Below are 26,139 nucleotides of genomic sequence, written 5' to 3'. Positions count from 1 at the left end.
GGTGTGAAATGTGGCTGTCAATAACGGACTCAGCAAAGGTAAGCCTCCTGTTGTGAGCGGGCAGCGAACCACCGGTTTAACTTGAACGAGCGTTCAAGTTAAACATGAATGGGCGGTCTGGGACTAATTTCAGGGCTGAGTGGTAGACAATTCCTACACTAGCTCAGGGATTGGTATGACGGGTTACGGGGGCAAATCGTTCAGCGACGTGAAGATGAAATGCATTCAAATGTGGGAGGGGGCTTGCCCCCGATGGCTGCCTCAGGGCCGACCAGGATATTGGATCAGACCGAGTACATATCCGTTTCTGCGGTAACGGCTGCTAATGGTTCCGCTTTTACAGCGGCTCACTTTTGAAAAGCGCAAAAGTAAGCAAAACGCTCTTGCCCCACCACTCGGCACCTCGCCTAGGCTCGGTGTGCCCGAACGCAGGCTTGAATCCGTGGGCCGCCGCAATGGGCCATCCCTGGCCCAGTGCGGCTAACCCGGCGTCCTGCCGGGTTACCCACGGATTCAAGCCTGCGTTCGGCCAGCGTGGTTTAACGGGGCGCCTGAGATCAAGATCAAAAGCAGATCAAGATCAAGAGCGACTCGCTTCGCATCGTGGTTACGGTTGAGCGCTACAGAGTTGTGTAGATACCTATGCCCCGATAGCGGTGGGTCAGTGCCAGTTATATCAACTGACAGACTGCTATCGGGGGCAAGCCCCCTCCCACAGGGGATTTGTGCAGGTTCTTTACTTCTGCGCCCCATCATCATGCTGCAAATTGGCCTGGGTAATATTCGCCCCCGCCGGCACGCTGCGGGTCAGCCATACATTGCCGCCGATGGTCGAACCCTTGCCGATGGTAATCCGCCCCAGGATCGTGGCGCCGGCGTAGATCACCACGTCATCCTCAACGATAGGATGGCGCGGATGGCCTTTTTGCAGCTGCCCATCCTCATCCGCCGGGAAGCGCTTGGCGCCCAGCGTCACGGCCTGGTAGATGCGCACCCGCTCACCAATGATCGCCGTCTCGCCAATCACCACACCGGTGCCGTGGTCGATAAAGAAACTCGGGCCGATCTGCGCGCCGGGGTGGATATCGATACCGGTAGCCGAGTGGGCGATTTCCGCACTGATGCGCGCCAGCAGCGGCAAGCCGGCGCGGTACAGGTGGTGGGCCAGGCGGTGGTGAATCACCGCCAGGATGCCCGGGTAGCACAGCAGCACCTCATCCACGCTGCGCGCGGCCGGGTCACCGTGGTAGGCGGCCAGTACGTCGGTGTCCAGCAGGCTGCGCAACGCCGGCAATGCCAGGGCGAAATCCTGGATCAGGCGAATGGCATCGGCGTCGATCTGGCTGTCATCCCGGCCACCCTGACGCGCGGCGTAGCGCAGCTCCAGGCGAGCCTGGGCAAGCAAGGCGTTGAGGGCGACGTCGAGGGTATGCCCGACGTAGAAGTCTTCACTTTCCTCGCGCAGGTCCACCGGGCCCAGGCGCATCGGGAACAGTGCGCCGCACAACGCTTCGAGAATCTGCGCCACCGCTTCGCGCGACGGTAATTCGCGACCACCGTGTTCGCCGCTCAAGCGACCGTTGCGCGTTCGCCACTGGTCCCGGGCGCTGCGCAGTTGGCTGACGATGGTCTGCAATTGCCAATGGCTGGAACGCTCACTCACGGTATTCACTCCTGACGAAATGGCCATCACTTTACGGTATCCACCCAGGCAACCCTTAAGAACCAATGGTATGAGGCCAAGAACCATCCGACATAAGCGATTGGCCGTTGCCCGATGAAAAGTGCCTGCCTATAGTCGTCCAATTACTCAGCCACCGTGCGTAGCCATGATCAAACAACAGCTTGACCGCTTTAACCGCCTGGACCTGTTGGGCGGCGCCACCGCCCTGGAAAAACTCGAGCGGCTGTCGACCTGGTTGGGCAGGGACATCTACGTCAAGCGCGATGACACCACCCCGCTGGCCTTGGGTGGCAACAAATTGCGCAAACTTGAATACCTGGCCGCCGATGCCCTCGCCCAGGGCGCCGACACGCTGGTCACCGCCGGCGCTATCCAGTCCAACCATGTGCGCCAGACCGCCGCACTGGCCGCCAGGCTCGGCCTGGGTTGCGTCGCACTGCTGGAAAATCCTACCGGCACCGACGACCCCAACTATTTGGGCAACGGTAACCGTCTGTTGCTCGAACTGTTCGACGCCAAGGTGGAGTTGGTCGAGAACCTCGACCATGTCGACGACCAGCTCAACGCCCTCGCCGATCGCCTGCGCAGCAACGGCAAGAAGCCCTACCTGGTACCTATCGGCGGCTCGAATGCCCTCGGCGCGCTGGGTTATGTGCGTGCAGGCCTGGAGCTGGCGGCGCAGATCGAAGACAGCGGCCTCGACTTTGCAGCGGTGGTATTGGCCTCGGGCAGCGCCGGTACCCATAGCGGCCTGGCGCTGGCGCTGAGCGAAGCGCTGCCGAACCTGCCGGTGATTGGCGTCACCGTGTCGCGCACCGACGAAGCCCAGCGCCCGAAAGTACAGGGCCTGGCCGAGCGCACCGCCGAGCTGCTTGGCGTGGAGGTGCCCGAGGCATTCAAGCTGATCCTGTGGGACGAATACTTCGGCCCGCGTTATGGCGAACCGAACGCGGGCACGTTGTCGGCGATCAAACTTTTGGCCAGTCAGGAAGGTCTGTTGCTTGACCCGGTCTACACCGGCAAGGCGATGGCAGGCTTGCTGGACGGCATCGGGCGTCAGCGGTTCGGGGACGGGCCGATTATTTTTCTGCATACGGGCGGGGCACCGGCGCTGTTTGCCTATGACTCAGTATTCAGCTGAATAAACGCGGACAGAATGTGGGAGGGGGCTTGCCCCCGATAGCGGTGGGTCAGTCAGCTAATCTGTAGCTGAACCACTGTCATCGGGGGCAAGCCCCCCTCCCACACTTGACCTCATCCATATTCAAAATACGAATATGAAGTTTGATTTTTATTATTTTCAAGTCTTAAAAACCCGCCTTATCATCGCGCCGAAGGCGAAGACGCGGTTCTCGCTTTAAGGCAGGATACGGCTACTGCGTCACCGGCTTCGCTCACCATAAAAAACCATAGGGGCTCTTCATGACTATTTCTTTATTGCGTCGCACATTGCTGGTCAGCACATTGGGCCTGGCGCTCGGCGCAGGCATGCTCGGCCAGGCGGTTGCCGGCGAGCAACTGGGCGCCATCAAGAAAGCCGGCGAGATCAAGATCGGCCTGGAAGGCACCTACCCACCGTTCAGCTTCGTCGATGAAAGCGGCAAGCTCAGCGGCTTCGAGGTGGAGCTGTCCGAAGCGCTGGCCAAAGAATTGGGCGTCAAGGTCAAGCTGCAGGCCACCCCATGGGACGGCATCCTCGCCGCCCTGGAATCCAAGCGCCTGGACGCGGTGGTCAACCAGGTGACCATCTCCGAAGAGCGCAAGAAAAAGTACGATTTCTCCAAGCCTTACACCGTGTCCGGGATTCAGGCGCTGGTGCTGAAGAAAAACGTCGACGCGATCAAGACCGCCAACGACCTGGCCGGCAAGAAAGTCGGCGTAGGCCTGGGCACCAACTACGAACAATGGCTCAAGGACAACCAACCTAAAGCCATCATCAAGACCTACAACGACGACCCGACCAAGTTCCAGGACCTGCGCATCGGCCGCATCGACGCCATCCTGATCGACCGCCTGGCCGCTCTGGAATACGCCAAGAAAGCCCCGGATACCGCTGCGGCAGGCGACGCTTTCTCTCGCCAGGAATCGGGTATTGCCCTGCGCAAGGGCGAGCCTGAATTGCTGGACGCGGTGAACAAGGCGCTCGACAAGCTACGCGCCGACGGCACCTTGAAGACGCTGTCGGAGAAATACTTCAACGCTGACGTCACTCAATAATGGAAGCAGGTTTGCAACTCGCGCTGGACTCCGCGCCCTTTCTGCTCAAGGGCGCGTATTACACGGTAATCCTCAGCCTGGGCGGGATGTTCTTCGGTCTGCTGCTGGGCTTCGGCCTGGCCTTGATGCGCCTGTCGCGCTTCAAGCTGCTGAGCTGGACGGCGCGGGTCTACGTGTCGTTCTTTCGCGGCACGCCCCTGCTGGTGCAATTGTTCCTGATTTACTACGGCTTGCCGCAAGTGGGCATCGAGCTGGACCCGATCCCGGCCGCCATGATCGGCTTTTCGCTGAACATGGCCGCCTACGCCTGTGAAATCCTGCGGGCCGCCATCGCGTCCATCGAGCGTGGCCAGTGGGAAGCCGCTGCGAGTATCGGCATGACCCGTGCGCAGACATTGCGCCGGGCCATCCTGCCGCAGGCCATGCGCACCGCATTGCCGCCGCTGGGCAACAGTTTTATTTCACTGGTCAAGGACACGGCGCTGGCCGCCACCATCCAGGTGCCCGAGCTGTTCCGGCAGGCCCAACTGGTCTCGGCGCGCACCTTCGAAATTTTCACCATGTACCTGTCCGCAGCCCTGATCTACTGGATCCTGGCGAGCATCCTGGCGCATCTGCAAAATCGTCTGGAAGACCGGGTCAACCGGCATGACCTGGAGTCTTGAAGCATGATCGTGGTTGAAAAACTGACCAAACAATTCAACGGTCAGGTGGTGCTCAACGGCATCGACCTTGAGGTCAAGGCCGGCGAAGTCGTAGCCATCATCGGCCCCAGCGGCTCCGGCAAGACCACCTTCCTGCGTTGCCTGAATTTTCTCGAAGAACCCACCAGCGGCCGTATCAAAGTGGGCGATATCGAGATCGACAGCAACAAACCGCTCAACCAGCAACAGGGCCTGGTGCGACGTCTGCGCCAGCATGTGGGTTTTGTATTCCAGAACTTCAACCTGTTCCCCCACCGCACCGCACTCGAAAACGTCATCGAAGGCCCGATCGTGGTCAAGAAGATGCCCCGCGACGCGGCGACCGAACTGGGTCGCAGGCTGTTGGCCAAGGTTGGCCTGGCGGGCAAGGAAGCGGCGTATCCACGGCGCCTGTCCGGCGGTCAGCAACAGCGTGTGGCGATCGCTCGGGCCCTGGCCATGGAGCCTGAGGTGATTCTGTTCGACGAACCCACCTCGGCCCTAGACCCGGAACTGGTCGGTGAAGTGCTGGCGACCATCCGCAGCCTGGCCGAAGAAAACCGCACCATGGTGATCGTCACCCACGAGATGAGCTTTGCGCGGGATGTCGCCAACCGCGTGATCTTTTTCGACAAGGGCGTGATCGTCGAACAGGGTGAAGCCAAGGCGCTGTTCGCCAACCCCAAAGAAGAGCGCACCCGGCAGTTCCTGAGCAAATTTCTCGCCCACTGACGCCCCCCTCTGTAGGAGCGAGCTTGCTCGCGAAAAACGCTCAGGCAACTCGGTCAATCTGATTCACCGCGTTATCGTTAACGTTCTTCGCGAGCAAGCTCGCTCCTACAACGGGTTACCCTCTCATCGCGTAAAAACCCCCGTCATAAGCGCCTTTAAATCCCCCGCTCCGTCAGACCCTTCTGAATATCGCCAAACCCGCCGTTTAGCCTTTTGCCTCCATTGACCCTCCTCCAGCAACCCTCTTATCTAGCGCCTTGAGGATTGGATCCTATCCCGGCTACTCACTGAATCGTTCTTTCGGCCCCTTTGCGCACCCGCGCCCAAGGCCCGGAACGATTGCTGCTGGCTGCATCAAGGAGATCACTTATGACGCACACTACAATCCCAGCCATGCTGACCGCACCCACCCTGCCCCAGGCCGTTCGAAACGGCATCAGTGCCCATGCGGCGGCTCAATTGCAGGTCGACATCGCCCCTTACCCCGGCATGGAAGAAGGCGACCTGATCGAGCTGTTCTGGAACAACTGCTTCGCCGCTTCACGCCGGGTGACAGCCGGCAAAATCGGCACGCCGACCCACCTGCGGGTGCCGGAAAGCTTTGTCCAGGATGGGCCGGCCCGGGTTCACTACCAGATCATGCAGATCGGTCACGGACCCGCGCGCTCGGCCACCACCCAGGTACGGGTCAAGACCAACTGCCCAGGCGGGCAGCCGTCGAACCTGTACAGTGATGAAAACCAGAACCTGGCACCCGTCAGCCTGCCCGAGACCATCCGCCGCCAGGGCGTCAACAGTCGCCAGGTGCAACGCGGTATTCCGCTATGCATCGAACCTTACGCGAACATGGCCAGCGGCGACGCGATCACGCTGCGCTGGGGTGACGTGCGCATGGATCTGCCGAAAATCCAGGCCAGGGACATCGGCCTGGCAGTTCAGGTCTGGGTGCCTTCAGCCGTCATTATCGAAGGCGGTGACGACTGCCGCCTGGAGGTGACCTACTGCATCCTGGATAGCGTCGGCAACAATTCGCGCTGGGCGCCGGCCCGTACCTTGCGCATCGCCGCCTGGGTTCCCACGAGCTCGGACAGGGCCGAGGCCACGTATCGACCTCGCCCTTTCGGCTCCCCCTGCGAACCGGGGTGAGGACCCTTCTATGCATATTCCTAAAAGTTAGTTTATTTAAAAAATAAACACGCTTAGGGTATATGCACCGGACCACCGGACATTCCTGATTTTTTTGTTTTTATTTCATTGAATGCGAGGTCGGTATGGTCAGAATTACCCCGGTGCATAACGCCAGGGCATTACGTGCAGCCAAGGAGCGGCGCTGATGTCTAACTTGGCTCTAACACCCCCCCAGAGTGATGTGGACGCAGCGCCGCTGTTGTTGCCGGCCACTGTGCTGCGCAACGACGCCCAGGCGCTGAGCGCCGCCCAGGAGTTGGCTGACGCCGCGCGCCTGCAAGCCGCCAGGCGCGACCAGCAACGCCAATTGCCATGGGCGCAGATCGAACAGTTCACCCGCAGCGGGTTGGGCAGCATTTCCATTCCCCGCGAATACGGCGGTCCGCAGGTTTCGTTCGTGACCCTGGCCGAGGTCTTCGCCATCATCAGCGCGGCCGACCCGGCTCTCGGACAGATCCCGCAGAACCATTTCGGCATCCTGCACCTGCTGCAGAGCACCGCCAGCGAGCGCCAGAAAAAGCACCTGTTCCAGAGCGTGCTCGAGGGTTGGCGCATCGGCAACGGCGGCCCGGAACGCGGCACGAAAAACACCTTGGAGCTCAAGGCACGCATCACTGCCGAAGGCGACGGCTATGTGGTCAGCGGCCAGAAGTTCTACTCCACCGGCGCACTGTTCGCCCATTGGGTGGCCATCAAGGCCCTCAACGATGAAGGCAAGCAAGTCATGGCGTTTGTGCGCCGTGGCAGCGAGGGGCTGCGCATCGTCGATGACTGGTCGGGCTTTGGCCAACGCACCACCGCCAGCGGCACCGTACTGCTTGACCGGGTACCGGTGGACGCAGAGTTGGTGGTGGACAACTGGCGCCTGGGAGAAAGCCCGAATATCCAGGGCGCCATCTCGCAACTGATCCAGGCCGCCATCGACGCCGGCATCGCCCAGGGTGCCCTCGAGGACACCATCGCTTTTGTGCGTGAACGTTCACGCCCCTGGATCGACGCCAAGGTCGAACGGGCCAGCGACGACCTGTATGTCATCGCCGATATCGGCAAATTGAAGATCGAGCTGCATGCCGCGCAGGCGCTGCTGCGCAAGGCCGGCCTGGTACTGGACCAGGTCAGCGCCGCACCGATCACCGCGCAGTCCGCCGCCCGCGCGTCTATCGCAGTCGCCGAGGCCAAGGTGCTCACTACCGAAGTGTCATTGCTGGTCAGCGAAAAGCTCTTCGAGTTGGCCGGCAGCCGCGCCACCCTCGCCGAATTCAACCTTGACCGGCACTGGCGCAATGCGCGGGTCCACACGCTGCATGACCCGGTGCGCTGGAAGTACCACGCCATCGGTGCCTACCGCTTGAACGGCACGTTGCCGGCTCGACATTCCTGGATCTGACCGCCCAGAACACTTTTTCCACGAGCTTCTGGAGAACACATGACGCTTTCCCATCACGTCGCGGTCATTACCAGCGATGAACAAGCCCTTATTGTCGCCAGCGACCTGGCCGAAGACCTGCGCCGCGACAGCGCCCAGCGCGACCGCGAACGTCGCCTGCCGTTGCCCGAGCTGGACGTGTTTTCCCGCTCCGGCCTGTGGGGCATCAGCGTGCCCAAGGCCTACGGCGGTGCCGGTGTGTCCAACGTCACCCTGGCCAAGGTCATTGCGCTGATTGCCCAGGCCGACGCCTCCCTGGGCCAGATCCCGCAAAACCATTTCTATGCCCTCGAAGTGCTGCGGGTCAACGGCAGCCCCGAACAGCAGCAGCGCCTGTACGCCGACGTGCTGGCCGGCCAGCGCTTTGGCAACGCCCTGGCAGAACTGGGCACCAAGACCGCCCATGACCGCGTGACCCGCCTCAGCCGCGACGGCGAGGGTTTTCGCATCAGCGGGCGCAAGTTCTACGCCACCGGCGCGATCTACGCGCAACGCATCCCCACCTCGGTGGTGGATGAAAACGGTGTCCAGCAACTGGCCTTTGTGCCTCGCGACAGCGCCGGCCTGACGGTGATCGACGACTGGAGCGGATTTGGCCAGCGCACCACCGGCAGCGGTTCGGTGGTGTTCGACAACGTGTGGGTGGACGCCCGGGATGTGGTGCCGTTCCAGAGCGCCTTCGAACGCCCGACCACCGTCGGCCCGCTGGCGCAGATTCTTCACGCTGCCATCGACACCGGCATCGCCCGCGCCGCCTTCGAAGATGCGCTGCATTTTGTGCGCACCAAGACCCGTCCCTGGATCGACTCAGGCAGCGACAAGGCCACCGATGACCCGTTGACGCTGAAAAGCTTCGGCCACCTGAGCATTCGCCTGCACGCCGCCGAAGCGTTGCTGGAGCGCTCGGGGGAATTCCTCGATCGCGCCCAGGCCGACAGCACGGCCCACACCGTCGCGGCCGCCTCCATCGCCGTCGCCGAAGTGCGCGCCTTGAGCACCGAAATCTCCCTCGCCGCCGGCAGCACACTGTTCGAACTGGCCGGCAGCCAGGCAACCCTGGCCGAGCACGGCCTGGACCGCCACTGGCGCAACGCGCGGGTTCACACCCTGCACGACCCGGTGCGCTGGAAATATCACGCCGTGGGCAATTACTACCTCAACGCCGAAAACCCGCCGCTGCGGGGGACGATCTGATGAGCAAGAAAAAAATCCTGCTCAATGCCTTCAACATGAACTGCATCGGGCATATCAACCACGGCTTGTGGACCCATCCACGGGACACGTCCACCCAGTACAAGACCCTCGAATACTGGACCGACCTGGCGCAAACCCTCGAGCGCGGGCTGTTCGACGGCTTGTTCATCGCCGATATCGTCGGCGTGTATGACGTGTACCAGAAGTCCATCGACGTGCCGCTCAAAGAATCGATCCAGTTGCCGGTCAACGACCCGCTCCTGCTGGTCTCGGCCATGGCGGCGGTCACCCGCAACCTTGGCTTCGGCCTCACCGCCAACCTGACCTATGAGCCGCCCTATCTGTTCGCCCGGCGCATGTCCACCCTCGACCACCTGAGCCGCGGCCGCGTGGGCTGGAACATCGTCACCGGCTACCTCGACAGCGCCGCCAAGGCCATGGGCCTGAACGAACAAGTCGAGCATGACCGCCGCTACGACCAGGCCGATGAATACCTGCAGGTGCTGTACAAACTCTGGGAAGGCAGCTGGGAAGATGACGCGGTCGTCAACGATCCCCAGGCGCGGGTGTATGCGCAGCCGGGCAAGGTGCACAAGGTCGAGCATCACGGCGAGTTCTACCAAGTGGAGGGTTATCACCTGTGCGAGCCCTCGCCGCAGCGCACGCCGGTGCTGTTCCAGGCCGGCAGTTCGGAGCGCGGCCTGCAGTTCGCCGGGCGTCATGCCGAGTGCGTGTTCATCAGCGGGCAGAACAAGGCCTCGACCAGAATCCAGGTGGACAAGGTGCGTGCCAGCGCGGTGGCGGCCGGGCGAAATCCGGATGACATCAAAGTGTTCATGGGCCTCAACGTGATCGTCGGCGCGACCGAAGAACTGGCCTGGGCCAAGCACGCCGAGTACCTCAGCTACGCCAGCGCCGAGGCCGGTGTGGCGCACTTTGCGGCGTCCACGGCGATCGATTTTTCCGAGTACGAACTGGACGAGCCGATCCAGTACGTGAAGAGCAATGCAATCCAGTCGGCCACCAAAAACCTGCAGAACAACGACTGGACCCGGCGCAAATTGCTCGAGCAGCACGCGTTGGGCGGGCGCTATATCACGCTGGTGGGGTCGCCTGAGCTGGTCGCCGATGAGTTGGAATCCTGGATCAGCGAAACAGGCCTGGATGGCTTCAACCTGACGCGCATCGTGACGCCGGAAAGCTATGTGGATTTCATCGATCTTGTAGTGCCGGAGCTGCAAAAGCGCGGCTCGTACAAAACCGAATATGACCAGGGCACGCTGCGCGAAAAAGTCTTCCATGGCGGCGCTCGCTTACCCGAACAACACACCGGCTCTACCTACCGACACTGATCAAAAATGTGGGAGGGGGCTTGCCCCCGATAGCGGTGGGTCAGTCACCCCATTTGCCAACTGAACCACTGCTATCGGGGGCAAGCCCCCTCCCACATTGGATCTGCATTGTTTGTTCTAACACCTTATGACTGGAAATTGATGATGAAAAAAATACTGCTCACCCACCCAGTCAAAGCACTGGCCCTGGCCTTCGGGTTATTCAGCACGGCCGTATTCGCCGCCGATGCGCCGCTGAAAGTCGGCACCACCGCCGCCTTCGCCATTCCCCTGGAAGCGGCCGCGGAAGAAGCCGGCAAACAAGGCCTGAAAGTGGAGCTGGTGGAATTCACCGACTGGATCGCCCCCAACGTCAGCCTCGCTGCCGGCGATATCGACGTGAACTACTTCCAGCACATTCCCTTCCTGGAAAACGCCAAGGCCGCCGCCGGGTTTGACCTGGTGCCTTACGCGCCGGGCATCATCAACAACGTCGGGCTGTATTCGAAAAAGTACAAGAGCTTCAACGACCTGCCCGAAAGCGCCAGCGTGGCCATCGCCAACGACCCGATCAACAGCGGTCGCGGCCTGCAGCTGCTGGCCAAGGCCGGGCTGATCAGCCTCAAGCCGGGCGTGGGCTACAAGGCCACCGAAGAAGACATCGTCAGCAACCCGAAAAAAATCAAGATTCTGCAAGTGGAAGCCGTGCAACTGGTGCGCGCCTATGACGACGCCGACCTGGTGCAGGGCTACCCTGCGTACATCCGCCTGTCCAAGACCTTCGATGCGGAATCGGCGTTGCTGTTCGACGGCCTGGACCACCCGGAATACGTGATCCAGTTCGTGATCCAGCCCAAGAGCAAGACCGACCCACGGGTGATCAAGTTCGTCGACATCTACCAGCACTCGCCGGTGGTACGCGCAGCCCTGGATAAATCTCTCGGCAAGCTTTACCAAGTCGGCTGGGAAGCTAAAAAATGACCGCCGCCAATGCCCGACTGCGCGACCTGGGCACACCGCCCAGGGACGCCCGGCAGACCGAACTGCATGCGGATCTGAACCGTGCCCACGTGCGCTTCATCAACCTGGGTAAAACCTATGACGGCACGGTGCATGCCTTGCACGGCATCGACCTGGCGATCCAGCGTGGCGAAGTGTTCGGCATCATTGGCCGCAGCGGCGCCGGCAAGTCGTCGCTGATTCGCACCATCAATCGCCTGGAACAACCCAGCAGCGGGCGCGTGCTGATCGATCAGGTGGATATCGGCGGCTTCGATGAAGACCACCTCGTCGCGTTGCGCCGGCGCATCGGCATGATCTTCCAGCACTTCAACCTGATGTCGGCCAAGACCGTGTGGCAGAACGTCGAGTTGCCGCTCAGAGTTGCCGGGGTGCCCAAGCCGCAGCGTGAACAAAAGGTGCGTGAGCTGCTGGAACTGGTGGGTTTGCAGGACAAGCACAAGGCGTATCCGGCGCAGCTTTCCGGGGGGCAGAAACAGCGCGTGGGCATCGCCCGTTCGCTGGTGCACGACCCCGAGATCCTGCTCTGCGACGAGGCCACCTCGGCGCTGGACCCGGAGACCACCCAATCGATCCTCGGCCTGCTGCGCGAGATCAACCAGCGCCTGGGCCTGACCATCGTGTTGATCACCCATGAGATGGCGGTAATCCGCGACATCTGCGACCGCGTGGTGGTGCTGGAACACGGGCGTATCGTCGAGCAGGGCCCGGTGTGGCAAGTGTTCGGCAATCCGCAGCACGACGTCAGCCAAACCCTGCTAGCCCCCTTGCAACACGGGTTGCCGGCCGAACTGCAAAACCGCCTGCAACCCACCCCCACGTCGGCCGACGCCGCGGTGGTGCTGCGCTTGCAGTTCACCGGCAGCGACGCCGATGAGCCGGACCTTGCCGCACTGTTCAAGGCCCTCGGCGGCCGCGTGCGGTTGCTGCAAGGCGGTGTGGAGCGCATCCAGGGGCATGCCCTGGGGCAATTACTGCTGGCGGTGAATGGATCGCCGCACAGCGCCGAAGAACTGCGCAACCGCGCCGCGAACTGGGCGCAACGGGTGGAGGTGCTGGGCCATGTGGTTTGATCGTTTAGTACAGGGCGCCATCGACACCCTGTTGATGGTGGGCGTGTCGTCGTTGATCGCCCTGCTGGTGGGGATTCCGCTGGCCGTGTTTCTGGTCACCAGCGACAAGGGCGGGATCTACCAGGCACCGACGCTGAATCGGGTGCTGGGCGCCTTCGTCAACCTGTTCCGCTCCATTCCCTTTCTGATCCTGATGGTGGCGCTGATCCCGTTTACCCGCTTGATTGTCGGCACCACCTACGGCGTGTGGGCGGCGGTGGTTCCGCTGACGATCGCCGCCACGCCGTTCTTTGCGCGCATCGCCGAAGTCAGCCTGCGCGAAGTCGACCATGGCCTGATCGAAGCGGCGCAGGCCATGGGGTGCCGGCGCTGGCACATCATCTGGCACGTGTTGTTGCCGGAAGCGCTGCCGGGGATCGTCGGCGGGTTCACCATCACCCTGGTGACCATGATCAACTCATCGGCCATGGCCGGGGCGATTGGCGCCGGTGGCCTGGGCGACATTGCGTACCGCTATGGTTACCAGCGTTTCGATACCCAGATCATGCTGACGGTGATTGTGCTGCTGGTGGTGCTGGTGGCGGTGATTCAACTGGGCGGAGATCGACTGGCGAGGGTACTGAACAAGCGGTGAGGTATAGTCCGGGAATCCAAGCACCCGGTATTGCCTGTCATGACCCTCAAGCCCGACGACCTCAACCAGATCACCGCCACCACCCTCGGCCATTACAACCACGTGGCCGAGGACTTTCGTGAAGGCACCCGCGATCATGATGTCAGCCAGAACATCGATGCGCTGCTGCGGCATCTCCAGGGCACGGCGCCGTTTACCGTGCTGGATTTCGGCTGCGGGCCGGGGCGCGATTTGCAGACATTTACGCGCATGGGGCACATCGCCGTGGGGCTCGACGGTTCCGAGCGGTTTGCACAGATGGCGCGCGAAGACAGTGGTTGTGAGGTGCTGCAGCAAGACTTCCTGAGACTGGACCTGCCTGCCGAGCGCTTTGACGGGATCTTCGCCAATGCGGTGCTGTTTCACATACCCAAGCAGGAATTGCCCCGGGTGCTCAAAGAGCTGCACGGCGCGTTGAAACCCGGTGGGGTGCTGTTCAGCTCCAACCCTCGGGGTGACAACCGGGAAGGTTGGAACGGGCCGCGGTATGGGTCTTATCACGATCTGGAGGCATGGCGGGGGTTGCTGGTTGAGGCCAGGTTTGAAGAGTTGGAGCATTATTATCGACCGGCGGGTTTGCCAAGGGAGCAGCAGCCTTGGTTGGCCAGTGTGTGGCGTCGGGTTTAAGTGATTTATTGCCTGGGCTAATGCTATCGGGGGCAAGCCCCCTCCCACAGGGGTACGCATTCCAAATGTGGGAGGGGGCTTGCCCCCGATGATCTTAAGGGCGCCGCTGACCCACCTGATACACCACCGGTTTTTCCCCCTCGACCAGCGCGGTCACACTGTATCCGGCATACCCATCTTTTTGCGCATCGGAAAAATTCGCCACCAACCGCGTCCCATCGGCGAACGTCGTCTGCTGCAACAGCTTGTCCACCGTCAACCAGCGAAAATCAATCATCGCCTGAGTCCCCAAGCGCTCATGCAGCGGACGGAAAAACCGGTCATGACGCTGAATCACCGGCAGTCGTTCCTTGAGCGTCGCCGCACTCAAATGGTACAGCGGCGGTACGTTGTAGAGCAGTTGGGTCAGCTCGTTTTCAGCCCGTACGTTGCTCAACTTGAGGCTGTCGAACAGCCAATGATGGGTGGTGATCACCGAGCCATGGAACACCGTCTGATACAGCGGCAGGCGCATCGTCGGGTCGAAATACACCGTGCGCAGCGGCGCTTTCAAGGGTACCGGCTTGAAGAACACGGCCGGTTCTTCCGGTGGGTACCAGTTACCGACGTAGTAAGGTGAGTGTGGGTCCTGGGTCATCGCTCGGTCACCCCAACCGATTACCGGTGTTTGCATACCATGGGCGAACAGGATGCCCCGGGCGGTGATGGCGTTACCGTCTTCGGAGCCTGCGGGCAGTTTGAGCGAGGTGTTGATCCAGCGCGACGCGTCGATACTGCCTTCGGCGTTTTGTGCCTCGGTCATTGGCGCACTTTCGCGGTAACTGTCAAACACCATTCCGGCGGCATAGGCGTCGAGAAACCAGGCATTGAAACCGGCGGCGGCCTGTACCGCTTTCACCCGGGTCTGCAACAGGGGTCGCACACAGCGCGGATCGGTGTAGTGGCCCGATTGCTGGAAGCCGACCTTGAGTGTGCCGTTCTTCAACATGATTGCGCAGTCGCGATAAGCCCTGCCGCCCAGATGAGCAGTGGTCCAATCGGGGTTTTCAGTGGCAGACAGAGCCGTTTCATAAGAATCGTAAGGCGCCACCAGATAACCGGCATCCACGCCCGCGCGAATCGCTTCGGGATGCCACAGGCCGCCTTCCCAGCCTTCGCCCAGTGTCAGCAGCAAACGCTTGAGCCCAGTGTCGCGCAAAGCCTGGATAGTCGAATCACCCCAGGTTTCGGGGCGATCACGCAAGGTCCCGGCGAAATCGACGGCCAGCTCGCGACGCAACTCGCCGTAGCGAGCGGCAAGGCGATTCATGTCGGGCTCTTCCACTTGCCAGGCCTGCCGAACCTTCTTGTTGATAGCCGCATTGACGCCGCGCAACAGCAGGGTTTGCTCATAGCGATTCAACGCGTTTGTCTGCGCGAGCACCTGCGCAGGTTCCCTGTCCATCAGCCCACTGAGCTCGTGCGCGCTCAGCCGTTCGATCAACGCGGGCCAATCAATTACGTCATCCAACTTCAGCAGGCCGTTGCCCCAGAGGTAAACGTGACTGGCGCCGAGCAATTTCACCGCCTCGGGGGTTTGCCGCAGCTTGTCCGTCAGTGACTCGTATCGGCCCTGCTCGGCCAGCCACTGACGATAACGTTTGGCACCGGCCAGCGGGTCGGCCTCGCCCAGATACAGGCGCAGCGTCATCGGTTCCTGCGGCGCGAGCGAGGTGAATTCATGGGCCACGGACAGCGCCACGCCCTGGCCGTCCGCTTGCCATTGGAGGCGATTGCTATAGGGGTTGGTCAGCAGCCAGTTGAGCGTGAAGCGCCCGTGATCCAGGCCCCATAACGGCAAGCTGAGGTTCTGGGTGGTATTGAGCTCGCCCCGCTCGATCAGAAAGTCTTTCCACACGGCATTATCGGCCGGCACGTAATGCCCCTCGGCCAACGGCCAGATCAGCCCCTGGCCCATGGCCCTGGCCGGCTGGCGCAGCAGGGCCAGTTCACCCGGCTCGCGGGCGCTGATAGTCAGCGACAATTCGCGCTGTTCAAGTCGGGCCGTCAGGCGATAAGCGCCATCGTCCCATTGCCAGGAGACTTGTTCGGCATCGGCTTGCAGCGCGTTGACCGCATGGGCGGCGACACCGCTGGACGCTTGTACCGTAGCCTCGCCCGCAGGGGTGACGCGCAACGCCAGGGTGGCGGGATCGAGTTCGATACGCCACTGGGTATTTTCCAGCACGTTGGTGGCGAAGGTCGGCGGCGCAAGCACAAGGGCGCAGAGTAAAAGGAGTGGACGCAGGCACTGCATGGGAATCGACCTGGATAAGAAGAAGGCCGAAAGAGTAAAACAAGCTCAGGCTCGCCGGGACGGCAAGCGGCGGTTTCGGAAGCTTCCCACAGCCTGACAAGATGCAGATCCAAATGTGGGAGGGGGCTTGCCCCCGATGGCGGTATGTCAGCCAAGCATCAGGTGACTGAACCACCGCCATCGGGGGCAAGCCCCCTCCCACATTTTTTAACCGCGTTGTTCCTGCGGTTCCTGCTTGGGTTCGCGGATTTTGTACCAGGCCACATACAGGGCCGGCAGGAACAACAGCGTCAGCAACGTGGCGATGATAATCCCGCCAATCATCGCGTAGGCCATCGGCCCCCAGAACACTTCCCGGGCAATCGGGATCATGCCCAGGCTGGCGGCCGCAGCCGTGAGCAGGATCGGCCGGCGCCGATGCTCGGTGGCTTCCACCACCGCATCCCACGGCGTGTAACCGGCCACTTCGTACTCATGAATCTGCGTCACCAGAATCACCGAGTTGCGGATGATGATGCCGATCAGCGCCAGGATGCCCAGGATCGCCACGAAGCCCATGGGCGTGCCCGTGGGAATCAGCGCCAGCACCACGCCGATCAACCCCAGCGGGGCGACACTGGCCACCAGGAACATCTTCTGCACGCTGTGCAACTGGATCATCAGGAAGGTCGCCATAAGGAACAGCATCAACGGCACCACGCTGGCGATCGGGCCCTGGGCCTTGCCGCTTTCTTCCACGGTACCGCCGGTGGCGACCTTGTAACCCACCGGCAGGCCATCGCTGAATTTCTGGATGGTCGGCGCCAGCTGCTTGACCAGGTCGGTCGGCTGCATCTCGTCACGCACTGCGGCCTTGATGGTAATCGTGGGCTTGCGGTCGCGACGCCACACCAGCGGCTGCTCCAGTTCATAACGCACGGTGGCGAAGGCCAGCAACGGAATCGAGGTGCCGTTGGGCGTGACGATCTGCAGGTTCTGCAGGGTTTCCGGCGTACCGCGCTCGGCGTCTTCGGCGCGGCCGACCACGTTGATCAGGTAGATATCGTCATGCACCTGAGTGACCGACGCGCCGCTGACCACGCTGTTCATCAACTGCGCCACGTCTTCGGACGACAGCCCCAGTTGCCGCGCCTTGTCCTGGGCGATGTCGACGCGCAAGACTTTGCCCGGCTCGTTCCAGTCGTAGATGATTTCGCCCAAGTGAGTGTTCTGGTCGAGCAAGGTCGCCAGTTCGATGGCGTGCTTGCGCACCTGGTCGGTGTCCTTGCCGGACACACGGTACTGGATCGGCCGACCCACCGGCGGGCCCATTTCCAGCGGCTGGACGAAGCTGCCGATACCGACGAAATCATCGCGCAGGCGCTTCTGCAGACGCGTAATCAACTCGCCGCGCTCTTCCAGGCCTTTGCTGACGATCACCAGCTGCGCGTAGTAGGGGTTCTCCAACTGCTGGTCCAGCGGCAGGTAGAAACGGATCGCGCCCTGGCCGATGTAGGTGCTCCAGCGCGCGATGTCCGGGTCGTCCTTGATGATGGCTTCGAGGCGGTCGACCGCCTTGCGCGTCTCGTTGATCGAGGCGTTCTGTGGCAGGTTCAGGTCAACCAGGATCTCCGGGCGATCCGACGACGGGAAGAACTGGTTCTGCACGAACTGCATGGAAAACACCGAGGCCACGAACAGCGCCACGGTGATGCCGATGGCCCACCAACGGTTGCGCATGGCCCAGAGCATGCCGCCATTGAAGGCGCGGCCGATGCGCCCCGGCTCGGCGTCGTGCGGCTTCACCTTGGCGCTGAGGATATGCACGCCGATCACCGGCGCAAACAGCACTGCCACGACCCAAGACACCAGCATGGCCACGGCGATCACCGCGAACAGCGTAAAGGTGTACTCGCCCGCCGAGCTGGCGTTAAGACCAATCGGCACAAAACCGGCCACGGTCACCAGCGTGCCGGTAAGCATCGGAAACGCCGTGGAGGTATAGGCGTAGGTCGCGGCCTGCTCCTTGGTTTCGCCTTTTTCCAGGCGTGTGATCATCATCTCCACGGTGATCATCGCATCGTCCACCAGCAGGCCGAGGGCGATGATCAAGGCGCCCAACGACACCCGCTGCATGGTGATGCCGCTGTATTCCATGAACACGAACACCAACGCCAGCACCAGCGGAATCGAGCACGCCACCACCAGCCCGGCGCGCATGCCCAGGCTGATAAAGCTCACCACCAGTACGATGATCACCGCTTCGAACAGCGCACTGGTAAAGCCGCCGACGGCCTCTTCCACCACTTCGGCCTGGTCCGACACCTTGTGCACGCCGACGCCCACCGGCAGGTCGGCGGTCAGCTCATCCATGCGCCCGTGCAGCGCCTTGCCGAACGACTGGATATTGCCGCCCTTCTGCATCGCAATCGCCAGGCCGATCGCCGGCTTGCCGTTGAAACGGAACATCGGCCGTGCCGGGTCGACGTAGCCACGGCTGATCTCGGCAATGTCGGCCAGGCGATAGAAGCGGTCATTGAGGCGCAGGTTGACGTTGGCCAGGTCCTTCTCCGAGGCGAACTGCCCGGAGGTGCGCACCGAAATCCGCTCCGGCCCGGCCTCGATCACCCCGGCGGGCGTGACTGCGTTCTGCGACTGCAGGCTTTGCACCACCTGACGCTGATCGATGCCCAGCGCGGCCAGTTTGCGCGTGGAAAAATTCAGGTAAATCACTTCGTCCTGCTGGCCGATCATCTCGACCTTGCCCAGCCCCGGCACCGAGCGGATCTCGGCGCGCACCTGCTCCACGTAGTCGCGCAGCTGGCGCATCGACAGGCCGTCGCCGGTAAAGGCGTATACCGAGCCGAACACGTCACCGAACTCATCGTTGAAGGACGGCCCCTGCAAGCCCTGGGGGAAGGTGCCGCGAATATCGTCGATCTTCTTGCGAACCTGGTACCAGATCTCCGGGATGGCCTTGGCGCTGGTGGTGTCCTTGAGGAACACGAACACCGTGGACTCGCCCGGCCGGGTATAGCTTTTCACGTAGTCGAGGGAGTCGAGTTCCTCGAGTTTTTTCTCGATGCGGTCAGTGACCTGCTTGAGGGTTTCTTCCTGGGTCGCGCCCGGCCAGCGGGTCTGGATCACCATGGTCTTGATGGTGAACGAGGGGTCTTCCTCGCGCCCCAGGTTCATGTACGAAAACACGCCCATCAAAAGCGCGACGAACATCAGGTACCACACGAAGGACTGATGCTTGAGGGCCCAGTCGGATAAGTTGAAGCTCCCTTTCATCGCGGGCTGCCCTCGTCGATTTTGACTTTTTGCCCGGGTTTCAGGCTGTTCACGCCGGCGGTGACAATGCGTTCACCGGGTTTGACGCTGCCGTTGAGCACGGCGCTGTCGGCATCCCGGCTGACGACCGTGACGTCACGCGGCTGCACCGTCTGGCTCTGGGTGTCGAGCAGCCAGATGCGGGTCTTGCCGTCGACGTCCTGCAAGGCGCTCAGGGGCAGTTCGATACGCGGCGCGATGGCGCTGCTCAAGGTGACGCTGATGGCGGTGCCCAGGCGGAACGCGGTGGGGGTTTCGGTCAGGCTCAGGCGTGCGCGACGGGTGCGCGTGGCGCTTTGGGCCTGGGGCTCGATCTCGCGCACAATGGCGGTGGTCTGCACGCTCGGGTCCAGTTGCCCGGCGACGAGGAACACCACGTCTGCGGGCAAGCGTTCGGCCAGCCCGGCGGGCAGGTCGATCACCGCTTCCTTGACGTCCGGGCGCGCCAGGGTCACCACTTGCTGGCCGGCGCTGACCACCTGGCCGGCCTCGGCATTCCAGGCGGTGACGATGCCGGCGTGGTCGGTGCGCAGTTCGGCGTAGTTGAGCTGGTCCTTGGCCTGGTTGACCGATGCGCGCGCCTGATCGAGGGTGGCCTGGGTGGTTTTCAGGTCAGTCTGGGCCACGTCGAGCTGAGCCTGGGCACCGACGCCACGGTTGAACAGTTCCTGCTGGCGGCGGGCATTGGCCTGGGCATTGATGAACTGCGCCTGCACGCGCGCCAGGTCGCCCTGGGCGGCGCGCAATTGGTTCTGCTGGTCGGTGGGGTCGAGCACGGCAAGCAAGGCGCCCTTTTCCACTTCAGCGCCCACGTCCACGGCGCGACGGGCAATACGCCCGGGGACACGGAAACCCAGGTTACTTTCGTAGCGCGCCTGAATGGTGCCGGCAAAGCGACCGAGGTTTTCCTGGTCTTCGGCCTTCACCTCCATGGACAACACCGGGCGCACCGGTTCGGGCGGCGCTTCTTCTTTGGAGCAGGCCATCAGCAACAGGCTGGCGGCGACGATTACCGTCAGTTGCCTCATGGCTGGACTCCTTGCTGGGCGATTTCAACCGGCATGCCGGGGTGCAGCAATTGCCCACCGGCCACCACAACTTTTTCGCCGCCTTTAAGGCCATCGCCGATGATCACTTTGCCGGTGAGGTAACGCGCCACCGTGACTTTATGCAATTGCGCCTTGCCGTCACCGTCCACCAGCCACACGGCGGGTTCACTGAGGTCCTTGGTCAAGGCCGACCACGGCAACTCGATGCTGGCCCTGGCCGGACCATTGGCAGTGGCGCTGACCACCGAGCCCAACTCCATGCCAGTGGGCAGGCTTTGCAGGGCGATTTTCACCTGCACGGTGCCGGTATTGGCGGCCACGGCCGGGGTGACTTCGCGGACCTTGCCCACGGCCTTGATGCTCGGGTTGTCCAGCAGGCTGACGGTAATCGGCGCATCCGACGGCGGTTCCACCAGCAGCGATTCATAAACGTTGAACACCGCATCACGCTCGCCATCACGGGCCAGGCTGAAGATCGGCATGGTGGCCTGGACCACCTGGCCGACTTCGGCCTGGCGCGCGGTGATGATGCCCGGCGCGTCGGCGATCAGCGCGGTGTAGCCGAGTTGTTCACGGGCGTTGGCCAACTGGGCCTGGGCGGCGGCCAGAGCGCTCTGGCTGCCGCGCAGCGCGGCCTGGGCGGAATCGTATTCGCTGCGGCTGGTGTAGCCCTTGGGCAAGAGTTTTTCCTGGCGCACGAAGGCAGCGGCAGTCTGCTTGACCCGCGCCTGCTCGGCCACGACCTGGGCCTGGGCGGAGTCGACGTTGGTCTGCAGGTCCTTGGGATCGAGTTTGGCCAGCACTTGCCTGGCCGTCACCCGGTCGCCCACATCGACCATGCGCTGGATGATCTTGCCACCCACGCGAAAGGACAAATCGGTTTGCACCCGCGCCTGGATATCACCGGTCAGCGTGACCGCAGCAGCGAAATCCGCCGGCTGCACGGTTTGCACGAACACCCGGGAATGGGCTTTGGGCTCGGTCTTTTCCTCACCACAACCGCCAAGCAGCGTCAGTAAGCCAAATCCGAGTAAAAATATCGAAATGCGACCGCCCATGCAGGCTCCTTTTGCGTGATGCCGACTTGCCAGTGTGTATGCGACTGTGAGCGTAGTTCAGGGTTCCTTATCTGCATGGAGGATCCCATACTTCAATGGTTCCCATCCCGATTGAATTGTCATGCTCAAGACCCTCGCGGTAGCCAATTACCGCTCGATCAACAAATTGGTGGTCCCTCTGGACCGACTTAACCTGATCACCGGCCCCAATGGCAGCGGCAAATCCAACCTGTATCGCGCCCTGCGCCTGCTGGCCGAAACCGCCCAGGGTGGGGTGATCAACGCCCTGGCCCGTGAAGGCGGGCTGGACTCGACCTTCTGGGCCGGGCCGGAAACCATCACTCGGCGTATGCGCAGCGGTGAAGTGCCAATCGAATCCAACGTGCGCCAGGGCGTCAAGCGTCTGCGTCTGGGGTTTGCCGCCGAGGATTTCAGCTACGCGATCTCCCTGGGCTTGCCGGAGCCCTCCACGTCGTTTTTCAGTCTCGATCCCGAGGTGAAGAAGGAGTGCATCTGGGCCGGGCCTATCTACCGCCCGGCCAGCCTGTTGGTGCAGCGTTCCGGGCCGATGGTGCGTGCCCGCGAAGGTCGTGCCTGGGATGTGCTGGCCCAGCACACGCCCAATTACCACAGTCTGTTCGACCAGGTCGGCAGCCTGCGGGGTTCGCCGGAGGTGCTGCTGCTGCGCGAAAGCATCCGTGGCTGGCGTTTTTATGATCACTTTCGCAGCGACGCCGACGCGCCGGTGCGCCAGCCGCAGTTGGGCACGCGCACATCGGTGCTGCACCACGACGGGCGCGATTTGGCGGCGGCCCTGCAGACCATTCGCGAGATTGGCGACCCCGAGGCGCTGCAGCGCGCGGTCAGCGATGCGTTCCCCGGCGCACGCTTGAATATCCAGCCCTTGCAGGGCGGACGCTTTGCCATCGAGTTCTATCAGGAAGGCTTGCTGCGACCGCTGTCGGCGGCCGAGCTGTCGGACGGCACCTTGCGCTACCTGCTGCTGATCGCCGCACTGCTGACGCCGCGCCCGCCGACCATGATGGTGCTGAACGAACCGGAAACCAGCCTGCATCCGGACCTGTTGCCCGCGCTGGCGCGCTTGATTATCGAAGCGTCAAAGCAGTGCCAGGTGTGGGTGGTGTCCCATGCCAGCCGCTTGATTGCGGCGTTGCAGCAGGATGAAGGGTGTAATTCGATTGTGCTGGAGAAGGTGCTGGGGGAGACGCGGATTGTGGGGCAAGGGATGTTGGATGCACCGGTGTGGCATTGGCCGGAGTAGGTGGCGGCTGTACCGGCCCCATCGGGGGCAAGCCCCCTCCCACACCGGATTGGGTTCACAAGTTCTGATGTGTGAATACAGTCCAATGTGGGAGGGGGCTTGCCCCCGATGAGGCCGGTACAGTCAGCACAAAAGCCAGGCTTCAGCCCTGCCACTTCCCGCCTTCAACAATCACACTCTCAGGCTGGGTGTCATCGCTCAGCTCTTTGCGCACATATTGGTCATACAGCTTGAGCAAAAACTTCTCCTCGCCCAATTTCGCCAGCTCCGCATTCACCCAGTCGCGCAGTTCGATATTGCCCTTCTTCACCGCTGGAGCAATCGGCGCTTCATCACCGAGTTTCTGTTCCAGCACACGGTAGCCCGGGTTCTGCTTGGCCCAGCTGAAGAGCACCAGGTTGTCCTGCGCGTAGGCATCGCCACGCCCGGCCGACAGCGCCTGCAGCGACTCGGAGTTTTTCTCGAACTTGAGCAATTTCCAGTCCGGGTGGTTCTTGGTCAGCCAGATATCGGCAGTGGTGCCGGTGGTCACGATGGTGGTGCGGCTCGCCAAATCATTCAGGCTTTTGACCGGGCTGTCGTTCGGCACCAGGGCCTGTACCGCGACTTTCAGGTTGGGGTTGGTGAAGTCCACCGCTTCCTTGCGCTCCGGCGTGACCGTCATGTTGGCCAGGATCAGGTCGACCTTGTCGCTCTGCAGGAACGGGATACGGCTGGCGGGCTCCACGGCGACGAATTCGACTTTGTTCTCATCGCCCAGCAGGTCCTTGGCGAATTGGCGGCCAATGTCGGTATCGAAACCCACATAGCGGCCAGCCTCGTCGACGAAGCCGAACGGTGGTTTGTCGGTGAAGACGCCAACGATCAGCTTGTCCCGCGCCTTGATCTTGTCGATGTAGCTGACAGCCGCAGGTTTTACCGGCTCTTCGGCCTTTTTATCGCAGCCGGCCAGTAAGGCGACGGCCAACAGTGGCAGCAGTAACTTTTTCATATCAGCTCCGGTTCCTTGCTCTTTTTGGGCAGTGTTGAAACAAAGGAGAACTTCTCCAGGAACTGCTGCGCGCGTGCGGTCTGCGGGTTCGTAAAGAATGCCTCGGGGGTGTTGTGTTCGAGGATGCGACCGGCCTCCATAAACACCACGCGGTCGGCGACGGCGCGGGCGAAGGCCATTTCATGGGTGACGATCAGCAGGGTCATGCCATCGCGGGCCAGGCCCTGGATGACTTCCAGCACTTCCTTGACCATCTCCGGGTCAAGGGCGGCAGTGACTTCATCAAACAACATGACCTGTGGGTTCATGCACAACGACCGCACGATGGCGATGCGTTGCTGCTGGCCACCGGAGAGCTGGCGCGGGAAGGCGTCGCGCTTGTCGGCCAGGCCCACGCGTTCGAGCAGTTTTTCAGCTTGAGCGCGGGCTTCACGCGGGTCGCGTTTTTGCACCTTGAGCGGGCCGAGCAAAATATTGTCGAGCACACTCATGTGAGGGAACAGGTGGTAACTCTGGAACACCATGCCAATGTCCTGGCGCACCTGGCGCCAGTCGGTGTGCTTGCCCAGAAGCTCACTGCCGGCAAACCGCAGGCTGCCGCTGTGAGCGACTTCCAGCCCATTGAGGCAGCGCAGCAAGGTACTTTTGCCGCAACCGCTGGGGCCGAGGATCACCACCACTTCGCCGCTTTGCACACTCAGGTCGATGCCCTTGAGCACCTGCGCCTGGCCGAAGAATTTGTTGAAACCCTGAAACTCGATCAATGCGCTCATGCTTGGGCCCAGCGCCGTTCCAGCACCTTGGAGGCGGCCGACAACGGGTAGCAGATAAAGAAGAAAAACAGGAACAGCGCGCCGTAGATCAACACCGACTCGTAGGTGCGCTCGATGATTTGCTGGCCGACCTTGATCACATCCACCACACCGATCAGCACCGCCAGCGAACTGGTCTTGATGATGCGCGTGTAGACGTTGATGGTCGGCGGCGTCATGCGCTTGAGCGCCTGGGGCAGCAGTACGTAGCCGTACAGCTGCGGGGCGGACAACCCAATCGACAAGCCCGCCTCACGCTGACCGCGCGGCAGTGAATGCAACGCGCCGCGCACCACTTCACCGACCTCACTGGCGCCCCACAGCGACAACACCAATACCGCGCACCAGAAACTCGGCAGGCTCAAGCCAAAGAAGATCGGCAGGCCGAAGAACAGCAGGTACAACCACACCAGCACCGGAATCGCCCGGAACAGCTCCAGGTAAACCCGCAGCACAGCGTTGATCACCCTGTTGTTCAGCGTTCGCAGTACGCCATACAGCACACCGCCGACCGTACTGAAGGCGATGCTCAAAAACGAAATCGACAGGGTTTGCGCAGCGCCCTTGCCCAGTTGCGGCAACGACACCCACAACAACTCAAGACCCGAACTGGCCATGCTGGAGCCTCCTTTCCAGGCGGCTGAGCAGCAGCGACAACGGCAGGAACAGCAGCACGCAAATCAGTGTCAGCACGGCGAGCATTTCATAGGTCTTGTAGTAGAGCGCGATGTAGCTCTTGGTGGTATACAGAATCTCCGGCACCGCCACGGCGGAAACCACCGTGGTCTCCTTGAGCAGAAAAATGAAATTGGCGAACAACGCCGGCAGGCTGAGAATGCCGGCCTGGGGCAAAATCACATGGCGCAGCAGTTGCCAGTCGGACAGGCCGATGGACTTGCCCGACTCGATCTGCGCCAGCGGTACCGCCTCCACACCGGCGCGCAGCACTTCCGTGAGGTAGGCGCCGCCGAGAAAGGTCATGGTGATGATCGCCGCCCAGAACCCGGAGATATTCAGGCCCAGGGCCGGCAGCGCGAAGTACACGAAGAACAGCTGGATCAGCAGCGGCGTGTTACGCGCCAGTTCCACATACAACGCCACCAGGCGTGACAGGTACGGCGTGCGAAAGACCAACAGGGCTGCGTTGATCAGCGCCACCAGCAAGGAGGTGGCAATCGCGATCAAGCCGACTTGCAGGGTCACCCCAACCGCCTTCAGAAACGCGGGCAAGGTGCTGAGGATAAAAGCGAAATCGAAGGTCATGTGCAGTCCATATCGCCGCATGGGTAATGCCGCGAGCGCAGTCCGTTCCGGCGTGGATAACGTCGGGTAGCGCGAACTTTAAAGGTATAAAAAGCAAACTTTAAATACCAAAATAGCATATTGATATCACCCAAAAAGCTAACCTGTGGATTTACCGTCGGATGAAGTTCAAATGTGGGAGGGGGCTTGCCCCCGATAGCCATAGGTATCTACACAACTCTGTAGCTC

At 61.9% G+C, this 26,139-nt stretch carries 22 protein-coding genes; 13 read left to right on the top strand and 9 right to left on the bottom strand.

The features are described 5' to 3' along the window. Nucleotides 1-736 precede the first annotated feature (736 nt). Nucleotides 737-1,663, bottom strand: coding sequence for a serine O-acetyltransferase EpsC (epsC, locus tag BOP93_RS01230; protein WP_104501276.1), 927 nt, complete (start codon nt 1,661-1,663; stop codon nt 737-739). Nucleotides 1,664-1,829: 166 nt separating this feature from the next. On the opposite strand from epsC, the gene BOP93_RS01225 reads away from it, so the two are divergent. The 12 genes from BOP93_RS01225 (at nt 1,830) to BOP93_RS01170 (ending at nt 13,848) form a co-directional block, all read left to right on the top strand. Next, nucleotides 1,830-2,825, top strand: coding sequence for a D-cysteine desulfhydrase (locus tag BOP93_RS01225; protein ID WP_104501275.1), 996 nt, complete (start codon nt 1,830-1,832; stop codon nt 2,823-2,825). Nucleotides 2,826-3,106: 281 nt separating this feature from the next. Beyond that, complete coding sequence (gene tcyJ / locus BOP93_RS01220; RefSeq protein WP_104501274.1) at nt 3,107-3,901, top strand: cystine ABC transporter substrate-binding protein; 795 nt, start codon at nt 3,107-3,109, stop codon at nt 3,899-3,901. After that, nucleotides 3,901-4,566, top strand: coding sequence for a cystine ABC transporter permease (gene tcyL / locus BOP93_RS01215; protein WP_032878420.1), 666 nt, complete (start codon nt 3,901-3,903; stop codon nt 4,564-4,566). Before tcyJ ends, tcyL begins: the two co-directional genes overlap by 1 nt. A 3-nt stretch (nt 4,567-4,569) precedes the next feature. Then, entirely contained in the window at nt 4,570-5,316 is a 747-nt protein-coding gene (tcyN, locus tag BOP93_RS01210) for an L-cystine ABC transporter ATP-binding protein TcyN (protein WP_065893800.1), read from the top strand. 369 nt (nt 5,317-5,685) lie between these two features. Next, nucleotides 5,686-6,462: a hypothetical protein gene (locus BOP93_RS01205; RefSeq protein WP_104501273.1), complete on the top strand. Its 777-nt coding sequence runs from the start codon at nt 5,686-5,688 to the stop codon at nt 6,460-6,462. Nucleotides 6,463-6,649: 187 nt separating this feature from the next. Further along, the gene (locus tag BOP93_RS01200; RefSeq protein WP_104501272.1) at nt 6,650-7,891 is read left to right on the top strand and encodes an SfnB family sulfur acquisition oxidoreductase; all 1,242 of its coding nucleotides are present in this window, start codon (nt 6,650-6,652) and stop codon (nt 7,889-7,891) included. Between the two features lie 39 nt (nt 7,892-7,930). After that, nucleotides 7,931-9,124: an SfnB family sulfur acquisition oxidoreductase gene (locus tag BOP93_RS01195; protein WP_104501271.1), complete on the top strand. Its 1,194-nt coding sequence runs from the start codon at nt 7,931-7,933 to the stop codon at nt 9,122-9,124. Beyond that, nucleotides 9,124-10,476 (top strand): LLM class flavin-dependent oxidoreductase, encoded by a 1,353-nt coding sequence (locus BOP93_RS01190; RefSeq protein WP_104501270.1) that lies wholly within the window; start codon nt 9,124-9,126, stop codon nt 10,474-10,476. The genes BOP93_RS01195 and BOP93_RS01190 overlap by 1 nt, the downstream gene beginning before the upstream one ends. A gap of 144 nt (nt 10,477-10,620) precedes the next feature. Then, nucleotides 10,621-11,436, top strand: coding sequence for a MetQ/NlpA family ABC transporter substrate-binding protein (locus tag BOP93_RS01185; protein ID WP_104501269.1), 816 nt, complete (start codon nt 10,621-10,623; stop codon nt 11,434-11,436). Then, entirely contained in the window at nt 11,433-12,548 is a 1,116-nt protein-coding gene (locus tag BOP93_RS01180; RefSeq protein ID WP_104501268.1) for a methionine ABC transporter ATP-binding protein, read from the top strand. Before BOP93_RS01185 ends, BOP93_RS01180 begins: the two co-directional genes overlap by 4 nt. Next, nucleotides 12,538-13,182, top strand: coding sequence for a methionine ABC transporter permease (locus tag BOP93_RS01175; RefSeq protein ID WP_065893807.1), 645 nt, complete (start codon nt 12,538-12,540; stop codon nt 13,180-13,182). Before BOP93_RS01180 ends, BOP93_RS01175 begins: the two co-directional genes overlap by 11 nt. Nucleotides 13,183-13,221: 39 nt before the next feature. Continuing rightward, nucleotides 13,222-13,848, top strand: a complete 627-nt coding sequence (locus tag BOP93_RS01170; RefSeq protein ID WP_104501267.1) for a class I SAM-dependent methyltransferase — start codon at nt 13,222-13,224, stop codon at nt 13,846-13,848. A gap of 94 nt (nt 13,849-13,942) precedes the next feature. On the opposite strand, the gene BOP93_RS01165 is transcribed toward BOP93_RS01170, so the two are convergent. From BOP93_RS01165 to BOP93_RS01150, 4 genes are all read right to left on the bottom strand, one after another. Next, on the bottom strand, nt 13,943-16,144 hold the full coding sequence (locus BOP93_RS01165; protein ID WP_104501266.1) for a glycoside hydrolase: 2,202 nt from the start codon (nt 16,142-16,144) through the stop codon (nt 13,943-13,945). A gap of 207 nt (nt 16,145-16,351) precedes the next feature. Continuing rightward, nucleotides 16,352-19,417: an efflux RND transporter permease subunit gene (locus BOP93_RS01160; protein WP_104501265.1), complete on the bottom strand. Its 3,066-nt coding sequence runs from the start codon at nt 19,415-19,417 to the stop codon at nt 16,352-16,354. Beyond that, the gene (locus BOP93_RS01155; RefSeq protein ID WP_104501264.1) at nt 19,414-20,484 is read right to left on the bottom strand and encodes an efflux RND transporter periplasmic adaptor subunit; all 1,071 of its coding nucleotides are present in this window, start codon (nt 20,482-20,484) and stop codon (nt 19,414-19,416) included. The genes BOP93_RS01160 and BOP93_RS01155 overlap by 4 nt, the downstream gene beginning before the upstream one ends. Further along, nucleotides 20,481-21,563 (bottom strand): efflux RND transporter periplasmic adaptor subunit, encoded by a 1,083-nt coding sequence (locus BOP93_RS01150; protein ID WP_104501263.1) that lies wholly within the window; start codon nt 21,561-21,563, stop codon nt 20,481-20,483. Before BOP93_RS01150 ends, BOP93_RS01155 begins: the two co-directional genes overlap by 4 nt. Before the next feature lie 121 nt (nt 21,564-21,684). On the opposite strand from BOP93_RS01150, the gene BOP93_RS01145 reads away from it, so the two are divergent. After that, nucleotides 21,685-22,845, top strand: a complete 1,161-nt coding sequence (locus BOP93_RS01145) for an AAA family ATPase (RefSeq protein ID WP_104501262.1) — start codon at nt 21,685-21,687, stop codon at nt 22,843-22,845. 142 nt (nt 22,846-22,987) lie between these two features. Here the strand turns inward: BOP93_RS01145 and BOP93_RS01140 are convergent, their stop codons facing one another. Genes BOP93_RS01140 through BOP93_RS01125 form a run of 4 tightly spaced genes read right to left on the bottom strand, consistent with a single transcriptional unit; the run spans nt 22,988 to nt 25,911 of the window. Next, nucleotides 22,988-23,836 carry a transporter substrate-binding domain-containing protein gene (locus tag BOP93_RS01140; RefSeq protein WP_104501261.1) on the bottom strand — a complete coding sequence of 283 codons (849 nt, stop codon included), beginning with the start codon at nt 23,834-23,836 and terminating at the stop codon, nt 22,988-22,990. Then, nucleotides 23,833-24,609 carry an amino acid ABC transporter ATP-binding protein gene (locus BOP93_RS01135; protein WP_104501260.1) on the bottom strand — a complete coding sequence of 259 codons (777 nt, stop codon included), beginning with the start codon at nt 24,607-24,609 and terminating at the stop codon, nt 23,833-23,835. Before BOP93_RS01135 ends, BOP93_RS01140 begins: the two co-directional genes overlap by 4 nt. Next, on the bottom strand, nt 24,606-25,265 hold the full coding sequence (locus BOP93_RS01130; protein WP_104501259.1) for an amino acid ABC transporter permease: 660 nt from the start codon (nt 25,263-25,265) through the stop codon (nt 24,606-24,608). The genes BOP93_RS01135 and BOP93_RS01130 overlap by 4 nt, the downstream gene beginning before the upstream one ends. Continuing rightward, complete coding sequence (locus tag BOP93_RS01125) at nt 25,246-25,911, bottom strand: amino acid ABC transporter permease (RefSeq protein ID WP_057725386.1); 666 nt, start codon at nt 25,909-25,911, stop codon at nt 25,246-25,248. Before BOP93_RS01125 ends, BOP93_RS01130 begins: the two co-directional genes overlap by 20 nt. Nucleotides 25,912-26,139 lie beyond the last annotated feature (228 nt).

Origin of the sequence: Pseudomonas orientalis (assembly GCF_002934065.1) — a bacterium.
Taxonomy (GTDB): domain Bacteria; phylum Pseudomonadota; class Gammaproteobacteria; order Pseudomonadales; family Pseudomonadaceae; genus Aquipseudomonas; species Aquipseudomonas orientalis_A.
This window is presented reverse-complemented; position numbering and strand designations above follow the sequence as displayed.